The organism is Glutamicibacter uratoxydans (assembly GCF_050753455.1).
Taxonomy (GTDB): domain Bacteria; phylum Actinomycetota; class Actinomycetes; order Actinomycetales; family Micrococcaceae; genus Glutamicibacter; species Glutamicibacter uratoxydans_A.
Genome location: NZ_CP192736.1, coordinates 1,138,372 through 1,153,412, shown reverse-complemented (window position 1 = coordinate 1,153,412; position 15,041 = coordinate 1,138,372). Strand labels below are relative to the sequence as shown.

Annotated in this window: 12 protein-coding genes; 3 read left to right on the top strand and 9 right to left on the bottom strand. The window is 60.2% G+C overall.

Annotated elements, in window-relative coordinates; all coding sequences use genetic code 11:
• Positions 1-35: 35 nt before the first annotated feature.
• The 8 genes from der to ACQQZ8_RS05270 all read right to left on the bottom strand — a co-directional run bounded on the left by der (position 36) and on the right by ACQQZ8_RS05270 (position 8,650).
• Entirely contained in the window at positions 36-1,565 is a 1,530-nt protein-coding gene (gene der, locus ACQQZ8_RS05305) for a ribosome biogenesis GTPase Der (protein WP_431711641.1), read from the bottom strand.
• A gap of 101 nt (positions 1,566-1,666) precedes the next feature.
• Entirely contained in the window at positions 1,667-2,341 is a 675-nt protein-coding gene (cmk, locus tag ACQQZ8_RS05300) for a (d)CMP kinase (protein ID WP_431711640.1), read from the bottom strand.
• Positions 2,338-3,441: a prephenate dehydrogenase gene (locus ACQQZ8_RS05295; protein ID WP_431711639.1), complete on the bottom strand. Its 1,104-nt coding sequence runs from the start codon at positions 3,439-3,441 to the stop codon at positions 2,338-2,340. The genes cmk and ACQQZ8_RS05295 overlap by 4 nt, the downstream gene beginning before the upstream one ends.
• Positions 3,442-3,444: 3 nt before the next feature.
• Positions 3,445-4,431 carry a pseudouridine synthase gene (locus ACQQZ8_RS05290; RefSeq protein WP_431711638.1) on the bottom strand — a complete coding sequence of 329 codons (987 nt, stop codon included), beginning with the start codon at positions 4,429-4,431 and terminating at the stop codon, positions 3,445-3,447.
• 96 nt (positions 4,432-4,527) lie between these two features.
• Complete coding sequence (scpB, locus tag ACQQZ8_RS05285) at positions 4,528-5,130, bottom strand: SMC-Scp complex subunit ScpB (RefSeq protein WP_431711637.1); 603 nt, start codon at positions 5,128-5,130, stop codon at positions 4,528-4,530.
• Positions 5,114-6,049, bottom strand: a complete 936-nt coding sequence (locus tag ACQQZ8_RS05280; RefSeq protein ID WP_431711636.1) for a segregation and condensation protein A — start codon at positions 6,047-6,049, stop codon at positions 5,114-5,116. The genes scpB and ACQQZ8_RS05280 overlap by 17 nt, the downstream gene beginning before the upstream one ends.
• Positions 6,049-6,945, bottom strand: a complete 897-nt coding sequence (locus tag ACQQZ8_RS05275; protein ID WP_431712146.1) for a ParA family protein — start codon at positions 6,943-6,945, stop codon at positions 6,049-6,051. Before ACQQZ8_RS05275 ends, ACQQZ8_RS05280 begins: the two co-directional genes overlap by 1 nt.
• Before the next feature lie 394 nt (positions 6,946-7,339).
• Positions 7,340-8,650, bottom strand: coding sequence for a cation:dicarboxylate symporter family transporter (locus ACQQZ8_RS05270; RefSeq protein ID WP_431712145.1), 1,311 nt, complete (start codon positions 8,648-8,650; stop codon positions 7,340-7,342).
• 178 nt (positions 8,651-8,828) lie between these two features.
• Between ACQQZ8_RS05270 and ACQQZ8_RS05265 the strand changes: the two genes are divergently transcribed.
• The 3 genes from ACQQZ8_RS05265 to ACQQZ8_RS05255 all read left to right on the top strand — a co-directional run bounded on the left by ACQQZ8_RS05265 (position 8,829) and on the right by ACQQZ8_RS05255 (position 12,982).
• On the top strand, positions 8,829-10,538 hold the full coding sequence (locus tag ACQQZ8_RS05265; RefSeq protein ID WP_431711635.1) for a sensor histidine kinase: 1,710 nt from the start codon (positions 8,829-8,831) through the stop codon (positions 10,536-10,538).
• Complete coding sequence (locus tag ACQQZ8_RS05260) at positions 10,538-11,260, top strand: response regulator (RefSeq protein WP_431711634.1); 723 nt, start codon at positions 10,538-10,540, stop codon at positions 11,258-11,260. The genes ACQQZ8_RS05265 and ACQQZ8_RS05260 overlap by 1 nt, the downstream gene beginning before the upstream one ends.
• Positions 11,261-11,440: 180 nt before the next feature.
• On the top strand, positions 11,441-12,982 hold the full coding sequence (locus tag ACQQZ8_RS05255; RefSeq protein WP_431711633.1) for an SLC13 family permease: 1,542 nt from the start codon (positions 11,441-11,443) through the stop codon (positions 12,980-12,982).
• Between the two features lie 105 nt (positions 12,983-13,087).
• Here the strand turns inward: ACQQZ8_RS05255 and ACQQZ8_RS05250 are convergent, their stop codons facing one another.
• The gene (locus tag ACQQZ8_RS05250; protein WP_431711632.1) at positions 13,088-14,989 is read right to left on the bottom strand and encodes an AMP-binding protein; all 1,902 of its coding nucleotides are present in this window, start codon (positions 14,987-14,989) and stop codon (positions 13,088-13,090) included.
• Positions 14,990-15,041: the final 52 nt, after the last annotated feature.

Sequence of the window (15,041 nt, the reverse complement as noted above, 5' to 3'; positions counted from 1 at the left end):
CACTACAACGGGCCTAGTTCCGAATCGAACAAAGGTTACTTGTTACGTCCGCGACGTTCACGGATACGCATCGAAACCTCAATTGGGGTGCCGTCGAACCCAAAGGTTTCGCGCAACCGGCGGGTGATGAAGCGACGGTAACCCGGGTCGAGGAATCCGGTGGTGAACAGGACGAACCGCGGTGGGCGGGAGGACGCCTGGGTGCCGAAAAGGATGCGTGGCTGTTTACCGCCACGGACCGGGTGTGGGTGGGCAGCCACGAGCTCGCCCAGGAAGGCATTGAGCTTGCCAGTGGGGATGCGCTTATCCCAGGATTCCAAAGCGGTGTGCAAGGCCGGAACCAGCTTGTCCTTATGCCAACCGGTGAGCGCCGAAATGTTCACCCGTGGCGCCCATTCGATATGGGCCAGATCCCGTTCGATTTCCTTCTCAAGGTAGAGTCGGCGATCGGCGTCGATGTTGTCCCACTTGTTGAAGACCACCACCACCGCGCGGCCGGCATCGATGGCCAGCTGGATGATCCGCACATCCTGTTCAGAGACGATTTCATCGGCGGCCAAGAGGATCACGGCGACCTCGGCCTTTTCCAAGGCGGCCTGAGTGCGCAGCGAGGCGTAGTAGTCCGAGCCGACGGCCATGTGCTGGCGGCGTCGGATACCGGCGGTATCCACGAAGCGCCAGACTTCGCCACCGAGCTCAATGAGCTCGTCCACCGGGTCACGGGTGGTGCCCGCAAAGTTGTCCACCACCACGCGTTCGGAGCCGGCCAGCTTGTTCAGCAGCGAGCTCTTACCCACGTTCGGGCGACCGATCAGCGCAATACGACGTGGGCCGCCACGCGGAATGACCCCACCGAACGCGGAGAATTCCGGCATCTTTTCCATGACGGCATCCAGTAAGTCGGCGGTCCCGCGACCGTGCAGCGCGGATACCGGCCAAGGTTGCCCGAAGCCCAGACCCCACAGGGCCGCAGCTTCGGCTTCCTGGTTGAAATCATCGACCTTATTGGCCACCAAAAATACCGGCTTACCCTTGCGGCGCAGCATCTTCACCACGGCTTCGTCGGTGGCGGTGGCACCCACGTGGCTGTCAACCACGAAGAGGATCACATCGGCCACGTCCGCAGCGATTTCGGCCTGCTCGGCCACCGAGGCGTGGATGCCCTTGGCATCGTGTTCCCAGCCGCCGGTGTCCACCAGCGAGAAGTTCCGGCCGTCCCATTCCGCGTTGTAGGACACGCGGTCACGGGTCACCCCGGGCACGTCCTCCACCACTGCTTCGCGGCGGCCCAAAATTCGGTTAACTAAGGTGGATTTGCCGACGTTGGGTCGTCCGATGACGGCCAGTACCGGGGGGATCCCGATTTCGGAGTCATCCTCGAAATCATGATCTAATCCGGCCAGCAAGGCCGCGTCTTCGTCGTCCAGCTCATAGTCGGCCAGACCGGCGCGCAGCGCCTGAGCGCGCTGCTCGGCTTCCTCATCGCTCAAAGCGTCGAGGCGTTCGAGGATGTCGTCGTCATTTACCGGGATGTAGTCTTCCTCGGAAGTGTGTTTCTCGCTCATGGTCTTCCCTTTCAAGGCGATACTGGCAGCCGGATGTCTCACGACAGCGGCCGGAAGGAACGGATGAATAATTCTCTGTGGCCGGGTTTCCGGCCTTGGGGCTAGTCTTCGGTGCCTACGCCGATAGCGTCAAGCACCGCGGTGATGGTTTGCTCGAAGTTCAGCTCAGAGGAATCCACGGTGATCACCCCGTCGGCGGCCTGGGTGAAGTTCACAACGGTGGAGTCCTTCGCGTCACGATCTAGCACCTGGGTGGCCAGCTGTTCGTTGGTCTGGGTGCCACCGAGTTCTAGTCCACGGCGGGCCAGCCGGACCGCTTCGGAGGCGGTGAGCAGGATCCGGGCTTCGGCGTCGGGGGCCACCACGGTGGTGATATCCCGGCCCTCGGCCACGATCCGTGGATGTTCCTCGATGATCTGACGTTGCCGGCGCACCAATTCGGCGCGTGCCTCAAGGTTGGTCGCCACAGCTGAGACGTTCTCGCTGATCCGCGGCTCACGAATAGCGGTAGTGACATCGACCCCGCCAATGAGCACGCGTTCCACGTCCGGGTCGGTGGACAGCTGCAGTTGAGCGTCCTTCACGGCCTGGCCGATCGCGGCGGCATCGTTCAGGTCGGTGCCGGCGGCCAAGACCGCGTAGGTCACTGCACGGTACATGGCCCCGGTATCGAGGTAGGCGGCCTGCAAAGTGCGGGCCACGGCCTTGGAGACCGAGGACTTCCCCGATCCCGAGGGACCATCGATGGCGACCACTAGCTTCTCGATGCGGCTCATTGCACTACCTTCCATCCCTTGTGGGTCAAAACGTCAATCAGTTCTTCGCGGCGTCCGGGGACCACGGATACATCCACCAAACCCACCTGGTGTCCGGCGGAGTGTTCCATGCGCAGATCCTCTAGGTTGATCCCGGCTTCACCAATGTCGGCCAGCAGCCCGGCGATTTGTCCGGGTTTGTCGTCCACCACGACGGTGATTTGGGCGAAGGCTTGGGGTGGCGCACCGTGCTTGCCCGGAATCCGCGCCTGTCCGGCGTTGCCTTCGGTCATGAGCTGGGACAAGTCCAGCAGGGCGCCGGGTTCGGCGGGATTTTCCAAAGTGGCGATCAACCGGTCAAGGTCTTCCTTCATCCCGGTCAGGATCGGGATGAGCGCCTTGGAGTTATGCGAGAAAATCTGAATCCAGAGTTTCTCATCGCTGGCTGCGATGCGGGTGGTGTCACGCAACCCGTTGCCGGCCAAACCCAGTTGGTGGGCGTCGGCGCTCAGTAGCCGGGAGGCGATCATCGAACTGGCGGCCTGCGGGAAATGGCTAATCAACGCCACCGCTTCGTCATGTTCGGTGACACCCATCCGGTGCATCACCGCACCCAGATCGATCGCCAGGGCTTCGGCGGTTTTTACCGCGCGAGCCGAACTTTCCGAATGCGCGCAGATCACCCAGGGCATCGAGGTGAATAGGGCACCGCGGGCGGCGGCCGGACCGGACTTTTCCCGTCCTGCCATCGGGTGGGTTCCCACATAGCGGGCCAGGGCGCTGGCATCCAGCCGGGCATCGGCGGCCAAGGCCTGCAGGATTGAACCCTTAACGCTGGCGATGTCCACCACTACCGCGTTCGGGTAGCTCAGCAACGCTTGGGCTACCAAGTTGGCGGTCACGTCTGGCGGAGCACCGATCACCACCAGTTCCGGGGCAATCGGGGTGTGCTCATCCAGTGCACTTCCGGCGCCGATGTCTTGGGCCACGCCTAGCGCGGTGGGTGAAATATCGTCCAAATAGACGTTCACACCCTTGGCACGCAGTCCTAAACCAACCGAGGTGCCCAGCAAGCCGGTGCCAATAATCAGCACCGGCCCGGCAAGATGCGAGGTGTTCATGGCCTAGAGCCCCACCATGGCCATCAGGTGGCCGACTTCCTGCTTACCCAGAGCGCGGATGGTGCCCTGCTTCTGGTCGCCCAGCTGGATTGGGCCGATGGAGACGCGCACTAGGCGCTGCACCGGGTGGCCCACGGCGTCGAACATGCGGCGCACAATCCGGTTACGTCCGGAGTGCAGCGTGACCTCAACCATCACCTTGGTGGGGGTCATGTCGATAATGCGGAATTCATCCACCGAAGCCCAGCCGTCTTCCAGCTTCACACCTTCGCGCAGCTTATTGCTCACGCCCTTGGCCAGTGGTCCGTCGACTTGTACCAAGTAGGTTTTGGGGACCTCGTACTTCGGGTGTTGCAGGCGGTTGGCCAGCTCCCCGTCATTGGTCAGGATCAGCAGACCCTCGGTCTTGTAGTCCAGCCGGCCCACGTGGAAGAGGCGCTGCTGGCTGTGCTCGTTCTTGAAGTAGTCGCTGATGGTGCGGCGGCCCTCGGGGTCATCCATGGTGGAGACCACGTGCTTGGGCTTGTTGAATACGTAGTACTTGTTGGCGTTGTTCACCTGCACACGCATGCCATCTACGTGAATGATGTCTTTGTCCGGGTTCACCCGAGCGCCCAGCTCGACCACCAGTTCCCCGTTGACCTCAACGCGTCCTTCGGTGATCATGTCCTCGCAGGCACGCCGCGAGGCGACCCCGGCGTTGGCCATCACCTTTTGCAGCCGGATGCCCTCGGTGGACTCTCCGGTAGCGGCACGTTTATTTTGCGATTCCACACGGGCCGCGGCACGGGCACGCTGGGTGGGGCGGGCGTAGTCGCCCTTGATGTTGCGGTTGTACGGATCCTTGCCGTAGGCGCGCTCGGAGTTTTTCCGGGGTGCTGCCGAGTCGGACTTGTTGCGGCCGGCGGCCGACTTACGCCCGGAGGCTGCTGCACCGGATCGGGGCTGGTGACCGCGCGAATTGCGGGGGGTCGATGAACCCTTGCTCATGTTATTGCTTCCCTTTGCTGTTACGTTTCACGTGTGTGCCTGCCACTGTGTTGGTGGTGCACCGCGACCTGTTGGTAACCGCACACCGGCGTCCACCTAGTCGTCGAGAATTGCCGAATCCAGCGATTCGAGGTCTGCAACACCGGGCAGATGTGGAGACAACGGGGGCAATTCCTCCACAGAGGACAGCCCCATGCGTTCCAGAAAGTACTCGGTGGTCTGGTACAGCGTCGCCCCGCCGTCACCCAAATCCGGGTACGCACTGATCAATCCACGGTTCAGTAGTGTACGCACCACTGAATCGACGTTGACTCCTCGAATCGCCGATATCCGTCCACGCGAGACAGGCTGTCGGTAGGCGATGACAGCCAGGGTTTCCAGGGCAGCCTGCGAAAGGCGTGCTGTTTGCCCGTCGAGTACATATTGGGAGACGAAATCGGCATAATCGGCCCGCGTGTACAAACGCCACCCCGAGGCGACGCGTCGAAGTTCGAATCCACGCGGACGATCCTTACTATCATACTCGCTTGCCAGCCGCTGAAGTGCCTGAGTGATACGGATCTCCTCAACCTCGAAGATCTGCGCTAAACGGGCCGCTGACACGGGCTGATCCGCAACCAGCAAGACCGCTTCAAGTCCCGAATCCAGTCCCCCGGGTAGCTGCTCAATGCGTGGGATCTCATCAATGATTCGAATCACCCCCTCGGTTCGCCGGCTCCAGCTCGGCGCCCTCCAGAGCTTGGGGCGGGTGCTGGGTGGCCGAGGCATCATAGTCATCATCCAGCGCATCGGTATCCAGCTGGGCGCTTTGGCTCATACTCACCTGTAGCGGGCCCAAGGGTTCGGGTTGTTCGAAGGTGATGACCTTTTGCCGGAACATTTCCAGTAGCGCTAAGAAACGCACCACCACCACCAGTTGCGATTCGGCGTCTTTGACCAGGGCCGCAAAGTCTAAGCTGCCGTGTTTGCTGAGCATCTGATGTAGGGTCAGCGCCTCCTCGGCGATGGTGACATTGGCCCCGTGGAGATGCCCCAGACCCACCTCGGTGACCGGTTCGGGTTTCGGTTCCAAGGCTTTGCGGGCGATGGTCGCGAACTGTTCTGGGCTGATGCTAAAAACCAGTTCGGGTAGCAGTGCGGCGAATTGTGGTTCGAGGGACACTTCGCGCGGGACGCGGGCGGACTCGGCGTCATAGTTGCTGCCCAAAATATTGGCGGCTTCTTTGAAAGCTTTGTACTGCAACAGGCGGGCGAAAAGTAAGTCCCGGGATTCCAGTAGTTCGAAATCTTCATCATCGGCCAGCTCGCCGCGCGGTAAGAGCCGGGCGGCCTTCAGATCCAGCAGGGTGGAGGCGACCACCAGAAATTCGGTGGTTTCATCCAAAACTTTCAGTCCGTCACCACCGCGTTCCTGCAGTGCGCGCAAATAGGCAATGAATTCGTCGGTGACCTCGGCGAGCGCCACCTCGGTAATATCCAGCTCGCGGGCGGTGATCAGGTGCAACAGCACATCAAAGGGGCCGTTGAAATTGTCCAACTCCAGATGAAACTTGTGCGTGGACGCATCCGCCGGCGGCAATTCGTCACTGGCAGCCGGGCTGGTGACGGTGCTGGTCATTACGGGGCGCCGCCACGGTAGATCAGTTCCTTAGCTAGGCTGCGATAGGCCTCGGCTCCGGGGTGGTTGCTGGCGTAACTGGTGATCGGTTCGGCGGCCACGTTCGCGTCAGCGAATTTGATGGTGCGCTTGATGACCGTTTCAAAGAGCTTGTCCCCGAAGGCTTCATCCAGCCGGCCGATGACCTCACGGCTGTGCAGGGTGCGTGCATCGTACATGGTGGCTAGAACGCCGTCGACCTCCAGCATCTGATTCAGCCGGTCCTTGACCTTGTCGATGGTTTCCATCAGGAGGGCCACCGCGCGTAGCGCAAAGAATTCGGCGGTCAACGGGATGATCACCCCGTGGGCGGCGGTGAGCGCGTTGATGGTCAGCAGTCCCAGCGAGGGCTGGCAGTCGATGAGCACCACGTCGTAGTCGTCGATCACTTCGCGCAAGGCACGTTCCAGGGCTTGTTCCCGAGCAACCTCGTTGACCAGCTGCACTTCGGCGGCCGAGAGGTCGATGTTGGCTGGTAGCAGGTCGATGTTGGCTACGTCGGTGGAGCGAATCGCGTCGCGGATCCCGGTGTTGCGTTCCATCAGCACGTTGTAGACGGTGACATCCAGTTCGTGCGGGTTCATTCCGAAACCTGCGGAGAGTGCGCCCTGTGGGTCGAAATCTACCAAGAGCACCTTCCGGCCGTATTCGGCCAGTGCTGCGGCAAGGTTGATGGTGGAGGTGGTTTTACCAACCCCACCCTTTTGATTGACCATCGCGATCACCCGGGCCGGGCCGTGCGAAGGCAACGGTTGTGGTTCGGGAAATTCGGTCAGTGGCTTGCCGGTGGGACCCAGCGGTTTGGGGTCCTTGAGCATACCGGCTCCGCGAATTTTGCTGCCCTGTTCCTCGGTCACGATTGGTGAACCACACTTCCCATTCGGATCGGTCATTTCCTTAGTAACAGGTTATCGGCCACACCCGACCAAACCGGGCAATTCGCCCCGATTCTCGGCGAGCCTTTACCTTGAACCTTAACTCAAATGTTGTATGCGAGCTGGATGCCCGAACTCACCGTGCAGCGCGCTGTCGTTGAGCTCAGTATGGCGCGTTAAGAGTTCACGGGGTTGACGGGATCAGCGGCCAGCTTTCCCAAGCCCCGGTAGCACCTGTGCATCCAGTAAGGAACGCCGAGCCGGGCTTCTGGTCTTGGCACTGAGTGTGACCATAGAAAAATCCGTGACCCGAGGAGTTCTCGGATCACGGATTTTCGCAATTAATCACCGGGGGCAAGCCGCCGGTTCAGACGTTCTAGTGTCCGTCAGGGTTCAGGCTGGTTTCGTCGAAGGGACGGCTGCCGGAGAGCACGGCACGTGCCTGCTCGCTGTCCAGTTCCCCGGTCCACTTACCGATCAGGAAGGTCGCTACTGCGTTACCGGTGAAGTTGGTTAGCGCGCGGGCCTCGGACATGAACTTATCGATACCCACGATAACCCCCATCCCGCCCAGCAATTCCGGCTTATGCGCCTGCAGGCCTGCGGCCAAGGTGGCCAAGCCTGCGCCAGTGACACCGGCGGCGCCCTTGGAAGCGATGATCATAAAGACCAGCAGACCAATCTGCTGTCCAATGCTCATTGGCATATCCATGGCGGTGGAAATAAACAGGGCCGACATGGTCAGGTAGATGGCGGTGCCGTCCAAGTTGAAGGAGTACCCGGTTGGCACGGTAATACCTACCACCGGCTTCGAAACTCCGGCGTGCTCCATTTTCGCAATCAGGCGTGGCAGAGCCGACTCGGAGGACGAGGTGGAGAAGATCAGCAGGTATTCGCGGGCCAGGTACTTCAGCATCTGGAAAATGTTCAGGCCGGTCACCAGACGCAGCATCGTCCCCAACACGACGACGATGAAGAGAACGCAGGTCAGGTAGAAGGCTCCCATCAAGATTGCCATCGAACCAATGGCGGCCCAACCGGTGGCACCAACCACCGCGGCAATGGCGCCGAAGGCGCCGATCGGGGCGATCCACATAATCATCATCATGATGCGGAAGACCACCAGCTGAATGGCTTTGATCCCGTTGAGGACCGGTTCACCGGCTTTACCCATCCCCTGCAAGGCGAACCCGACAATGATGGCAAGCACCAGGGTTGGCAGGACCGGAATGTCCTTGGGGATCATGCCCAGCAGGAAGGCAACGGTGGCGTTTTCTTCGGCGGCGGCTGCAGGATCATATGGCTTGAGTTCTAGACCTTCGCCCGGGTGAATCAGGTTACCGACCACTAGACCAATAGCCAGTGCGAAGGTGGACATCGCCAGGAAGTAGATCATGGCCAGCCCGCCGACCTTGCCCACGGTGGCCGCTTTGGCAATCGAACCAATGCCAAGGACAATGGTGCAGAAGATCACTGGGGCGATGATCATCTTGATCAGGGCCACGAATCCGGTACCTAACGGCTTCAGGGCCTTGCCCAACTCGGGGAAGATCAACCCGACTGCCGCACCGAGGATTACCGAGGCGATAACCATAATGTAAAGCCAGTGAGTTCGGTCTTTTTTCGGGGCGGGGGCTTGTTCCTGCCCGCCGGAACCGCTCGCGGCGGTTTGTTCGATGACAGCCATGGTGTCCTTCCAAAAATTCGGCATCCGAGGATCGTTTAGTCCAACGCTCCCCGATACAGTGCCTGTGCTTCCCACAACGCTGGGGTTCGTCTGGTATCTATGGTGCGCGGTAAAGTGAGCGACATCTCCATTGCGTTCATATTGTTCACACGCCATTTTCTGTAAGGAGTAAAGGCCCATGTCGGCACCCGGAGTCAGCTCGGTGGCCAACGAGACCCCGACCCCACTAACCCGTGAGGCTTTTTCCTTCGCGGCACGAATTTTTGCCGCCCAAATGCTGGTGGTGCTTCTGGTGGTGGCTGGGATGGCTTATTCCACCTACCTGCAGCAATCACAGATTGTGCTCGATGTACGCCAATCCACCGTCAGCACGGTGGCCACCACTTTGGCCAATGATCCCTTTGTTCGAAGCTCCCTGCGTGAGGCGGATCCGAGCGTGGACCTGCAGCCGTACGCTCAGGACATTTTGCAGCATGCCGAAAGCATTGACTTCATCACGATCATGACCCCAGACACCGTGCGGGTGACGCACCCGGATCCTGAAGAGATCGGGCAGATCTATTCGGGTTCGACCGCCGAAGCGCTGGCCGGGAAGATTCATAACGAGCAGGCCGTGGGAACCCTGGGCTTATCGGTGCGCACCATCGCCCCGGTGTTAGATGATGATGGCACCGTCTTGGGCATGGTGGCGGTCGGCATCACGATGCAGAACCTGCAGTTGCTTTTCCGTGAACAGTTGCCGCAGATCCTGATTGTCTCCACGGTGGTGCTGGCCTTTGCCGCGTTTACCTCGTGGTCTTTTTCGCGTTATGTCCAACGCGCCACGCTCGGGTTTGGTCCGCATGGGCTACGCCGGCTCTACGCCTTTTACTTTTCCGCCTTGCATTCGGTGCGTGAAGGGCTGGTGTTGTTGGATCGGCAGCAGCGGATCGTGCTCTATAACGCCGAAGCAGCCCGGCTTTTAGGGCTGCCGGCGAAAGTTCCGGAGGCCGGGCTGGATTTAGATGCAGTGGATCTGCCACAGACCCTGCGCGAGCTCATGCTGAGTTCGCGGGCGGCACGCGATGAGATCCATCTGGGTGAGACTACGGTATTGGCGGTCTCGCAGTCCCAGGCTCGACTCTCGGGCACCCAATTGCCTGGGCGTAAAGCGTTGCCGCTACGTTGGCTGGGCGTGCAACCTCCGACCGGGCAGGTGTTGACGCTGCGTGACCTGACCGAGGTGCAGGAATTGACCGGTGAGGTGCAGTCCTTGAAAACCTTTTCCACCGCCCTACGCGCGCAAACCCACGAACATGCCAATCGCTTGCATACCATCGCGACCTTGATCGAGAACGGGCAAACCGAAAAGGCTTTGGCCTTCGCCGTGGATGACCGCCAGAATTCCCAAGCCTTAACCGATGCGCTCGTCCGTAATATCGACGATGTGTACTTGGCCAGCCTGTTGGTGGCCAAAGCCGCTCAGGCACACGAACGTGGGATTCAGCTACACATCGCCGCCGAAGGCGTGGTACGGCCCGATACCTTTCAAGCCACCGACATTGTCACCATCGTGGGAAACCTGCTGGATAACGCCATGGATGTGTCGGTAGGTACCGAAGAGGCCACGGTCTGGGTGGAGGTGACGGCCTTAGACGATGCGGTGATGATCTCGGTGGCCGACTCGGGTCCGGGGATCGAACCGGAATTCATCGAGAATCTGATGCGTTTCGGGGTCAGTACGAAAAACGGTACGCAGCCGCGCGGGCTGGGACTGGCTTTGGTTCAGCAGGCGGTCACCAGGTTACATGGAACAATGTCGGTAGATAATGATGCCGGGGCCATCTTTACGGTGACATTGCCAGTGGCCGGTCCCGCCGGTGTCGAGAACTCATCCGGGGAGGTTTGATGAGCACCGCACAGCACGGCGCAACCTTCAAGGTCCTAGTCGTCGATGATGAACCGGAAACCGCGCGTGCCCATGCCACCTACGTCAATCGTGTTCCCGGGTTCAGTGCCGGTGCGATCGTCTGGGATGGGCAAAGCGCCTTGCAGTTACTGTCAGCAGCCGAGGCCGAGGGTGACCCCTTTGATCTGGTGCTGTTGGATATGACTTTGCCGGACCTGCATGGGATCGATGTGGCCCGGCGGATCCGTGGACGCGGGCTGACGCTGGATATTATCGCGATTACCGCGGTGCGAGATCTTGCTGTGGTGCGCTCAGCGGTGGCCACCGGCATCACCCAATACCTCATCAAACCATTTAGCTTCGCGGCCTTTAGCGAGAAATTGGAGAACCACCGGCTGTTTATCGACAGTATGCGTTCGGCCGGCGGGGCTACCTCCCAAGCCGCACTGGACAGTGCCTTCGCCAAGTTGCGCAGCACCGGGGTTGCCGCCGAGCTTCCCAAGGGGCTGATTATCGAGCGCCTAGAACAGATTCGCGCGCATCTTGCAGCTGAAGCGCAATGCGCATTTTCTGCCACCGAGCTGGCCGAGGAACTGGGGATGTCCCGGGTCACCGCCAGACGCTATTTAGAACATCTGGTCGATGCGAACATGGCGGAGAAACAACCGCGTAGCGGCACCCGTGGCCGCCCGGAATACGAGTATCGTGCCGCGCAGAGGTAATTGCACCTCACCCAAGCTCGCGTTCGCAGCTGCCCGTCAGGGATAGCTACCCGTCGACCATGCCTCACCTACTAGTAATATCTAAAACCTCTCAATGGTGGGCAAATAAGTATTTCTGTTATCTAAGTCTCGCGACTATGTTGGCTAGGTAACATCCGCCCAACTTTTGAGGAATACATCGTGTCGCAAGATGTACAGCATCGGCCAACGGGCCAAGCCGCTCCCGCCACAGCGGGTAGCGGCCAGCCGCTAGCCGGTCAGGCTCGCTCGAAGAGTAAATTTATCTCCCTGCTGGCAGGACCACTGGCCGGCCTGATCATCTTCCTGCTGCTACCGGACACCCTCGGTTTTGCCGGGCAGGCGGTTGCCGGTTGCGCAACATGGATGGCCATCTGGTGGGTCACCGAGGCCGCGCCGATCCCCGTCACTTCGTTGTTGCCACTAGTGTTATTCCCGCTGTTCGGGATGGACAGCATGACCAATGTCGCCGCCCCGTATGCCAACCCGGTGGTCTTCCTCGTGATGGGTGGTGTCATTCTGGGTTTGGCTACGGAGAAGAGCCAGTTGCATCTGCGCATCGCACTGATGACTATTCGGGCGATCGGCACCAAGCCGGATCAGATCGTTTTCGGTTTGATGCTGGCCTCGGCCCTCATTTCCATGTGGGTCTCGAACACCGCCACCGCTGTAATTATGGTGCCAATCGGTGTCTCGATCCTGCAGCTGGTGCGCAATATCGATCCAGACGCCGTGGATAAGAAATTCGCCGCGGCCATGATGCTGGGCATCGCCTACGCGGTGACGATGGGCTCGATGGCAACCATTATTGGGCAGCCGCCGATGGCCTTAATGGTCGCCTACTTGCAATCAGAGCTCGGTTACACGATGCCTTTCGGTCGCTGGATGCTGGTCGGTATCCCGATGGCCGCGGTGCTATTGGTTGTCGGCTGGCTGGTGCTGACCAAGCTGGTCTTCCGCACGAAGCTCAAGAGCATCCCCGGCGGACGCGAGATGATCCGCAACGAGCTGGCTTCCTTGGGGTCAATGTCCTCGGCTGAACGCCGCATCGGATCAATCTTCCTAGTCGCCATTTTTTGCTGGGTCGCTTTGCCCTTCCTCGCCAAGATTTCGATCGTCGAACAGACTCTTCCGTTCCTTGCGAACATTTCGGACACTCAGGTAGCTATAGGGGCGGCCATCGCATGCTTCCTGGTACCTTCGGGTAAGTCCGCCGGTCCCTTGCTGAAATGGGAAGCCGCCAAGGAAATTCCTTGGGGCCTGCTCCTGCTCTTCGGTGGTGGCTTGTCGCTCTCGGCGATGTTCACCGTCACCGGACTCTCGCAGTGGATCGGTGATCAAGTGGGCGCGCTCACCGGACTACCGCCGCTGGCAATTCTCTTAGTGGCAGCGATCGTCGGGTTAGCGTTGACCGAGTTGACCAGTAATACAGCCACCGCGGCGGCCTTCTTCCCGATCATGGGAGCGGTTGCCGTGGGCGTGGGACTGGACCCAACGCTGATGATCATCGTGTTGACCCTTGCCGTGAGTTCGGCATACATGCTCCCGGTCGCTACCCCATCCAACGCGGTCGCTTTTGGATCCGGAGAAGTCAGCATCAAACAGATGGTACGCGCCGGCATCTGGCTGAACGTCGCCTCGCTGATTCTGATCGTCGTAGTAATCCACACCCTGTTGCCGTGGGCATTCGGTCTACACCTCTAATTTCGAGACTACACAAACCAAGACTCAAACCACCCCGGGCTCTCGTGAATTCACGAGAGCCCGGGGTGGCGCCGTTATGAGCGGATCCACGCCAGATCTTCCGGACTAGTTAGTCGTCCGCAGCAGTGGGATCAATTCATCGATCACTGAGGCATCTTCAATGGTCGACGGGATCTGAAACTCTTTCCCATCGGCGATCTGCCGCATAGTTTTACGCAAGATCTTGCCCGAGCGGGTCTTTGGAAGTGCAGCAACCACCGAAACTTCCCGGAAATCGGCCACCGCACCGATGTGCTCCCGCATCATCGCCACCAGTTCGCTGCGCAGTGTCACCTCGTCAATTTCCGCCCCGGACTTCAGCACCACGTAGCCCACCGGCCGTTGTCCCTTGAGCCGATCGTTGACACCGATCACGGCGCATTCAGCGACCGCCGGATGCGCCGAAAGTACCTGCTCCATAGCCCCCGTGGACAGCCGATGCCCCGACACGTTGATCACATCGTCGGTTCGACCCATCACAAAGAGGTAGCCGTCCTGATCGAAAAACCCCGAATCTCCGGTGAGGTAGAAACCTTCCAATTGGCTGAGATAGGTATCGATGAAACGTTGATCGTTACCCCACAAGGTGGTCAAGGCGCCCGGCGGTAGCGGCAATTGAATCACAATATTGCCTTCAATACCCTGCTCCACCGGCTCCCCCACCGCATCGCGGATCTGTACATTGAACCCTGGCACCGGGGTGGACGGAGAACCAGGTTTACGGTCCAGATCATCCAGCCCCAATGGATTGGCCGCGATGGGCCATCCCGATTCGGTTTGCCACCAGTTATCCACCACCGGGATATTGAGCAAGTTCGCCGCGTAATGGTAGGTATCAGGGTCGAGCCGTTCCCCGGCAACGAAGAGCGCACGCAGGCTCGACAGGTCATGGGACGCCCATAACTCGCCCTGTGGATCCGCCCTGCGAATCGCGCGCAGCGCCGTGGGTGCAGTAAACATCGTGGTGACCCGGTGCTGCTCGATGATCCTCCCAAAGACACCGGCGTCCGGGGTTCCCACGGGTTTGCCCTCATAGAGCACGGTGGTGGCCCCGGCCAACAGCGGCGCGTAGACGATATACGAGTGGCCCACCACCCAGCCGACATCACTGGCGGTAAACATGGTGTCACCGGGCCGCACATCGAAGATGGCCTTCATCGAATAGGTCAGCGCGGTCGCGTAGCCACCGGTATCACGCACCACGCCTTTGGGAGCGCCGGTAGTACCGGAGGTGTAAAGCACGTAAAGCGGGTGCGTGCTGGGCACCGGCACCGCGGCGGCAGCCGTCGCCCGAGAAGCCAGCTCATCCCAATCCGACCAAGTTTCCGGCCGCTGCGAATACTCGGCGAGCGCATGTTCGAAGCCTTCGCGGTGTGCCACGATCACGTCGCGCACACTGCCTTGCGAACGGTCCAAAGCTTCAGCCACCGCCGGAAGATATTCGATGCGACGGCTTGGTTCGATTCCGCCGCTGGCGGTGATCACTGCCACCGGGGTGGCATCGTCAATCCGGGAGGCGAGTTCTTTGGGCGCGAATCCGCCAAAAACCACCGAATGCACCGCGCCGAGCCGCGCACAGGCCAGCATCGCAACGACCGCCTGCGGGATCATTGGCAGATAAATCAGTACCCGGTCCCCCGTACTGACTCCGCGATCCCGAAGAACCCCGGCGAACTTTTCAACCTGCGCCAACAGTTCGGCGTAGGAGTATTTTTGGACCGTACCCAGCATTGCCGAATCATAGATTAACGCGGTCTGTTCCCCGCGGCCGGCCGCCACGTGTCGATCTAGTGCCGAGACCGTCAAGTTCAGCGTGCCATCGGGAAACCACGAATATAAGGGGGCCCGTGACTCGTCCAGCGCGGTCTGCGGAGGATTCTGCCACTGGACATCCGCGGAATTCGTGAGCCAGAATGCCGCGGGATCGTTGATCGCCGCCGCGTAGTTCTGCCGATACCCCTGTGTCATGCCTACTCCTCGGTTATTAGCCCTGCATTGCGTCACGGACGCAATGCGCTAC

Coding starts and splice junctions, on each gene's coding strand:
- ACQQZ8_RS05295 (WP_431711639.1), bottom strand. CDS start 3,441: ATGAACACCTCGCATCTTGCCGGGCCGGTGCTGATTATTGGCACCGGC.
- ACQQZ8_RS05270 (WP_431712145.1), bottom strand. CDS start 8,650: ATGGCTGTCATCGAACAAACCGCCGCGAGCGGTTCCGGCGGGCAGGAA.
- ACQQZ8_RS05280 (WP_431711636.1), bottom strand. CDS start 6,049: ATGACCAGCACCGTCACCAGCCCGGCTGCCAGTGACGAATTGCCGCCG.
- ACQQZ8_RS05265 (WP_431711635.1), top strand. CDS start 8,829: ATGTCGGCACCCGGAGTCAGCTCGGTGGCCAACGAGACCCCGACCCCA.
- cmk (WP_431711640.1), bottom strand. CDS start 2,341: ATGAGCCGCATCGAGAAGCTAGTGGTCGCCATCGATGGTCCCTCGGGA.
- ACQQZ8_RS05290 (WP_431711638.1), bottom strand. CDS start 4,431: ATGAGCAAGGGTTCATCGACCCCCCGCAATTCGCGCGGTCACCAGCCC.
- der (WP_431711641.1), bottom strand. CDS start 1,565: ATGAGCGAGAAACACACTTCCGAGGAAGACTACATCCCGGTAAATGAC.
- ACQQZ8_RS05260 (WP_431711634.1), top strand. CDS start 10,538: ATGAGCACCGCACAGCACGGCGCAACCTTCAAGGTCCTAGTCGTCGAT.
- ACQQZ8_RS05250 (WP_431711632.1), bottom strand. CDS start 14,989: ATGACACAGGGGTATCGGCAGAACTACGCGGCGGCGATCAACGATCCC.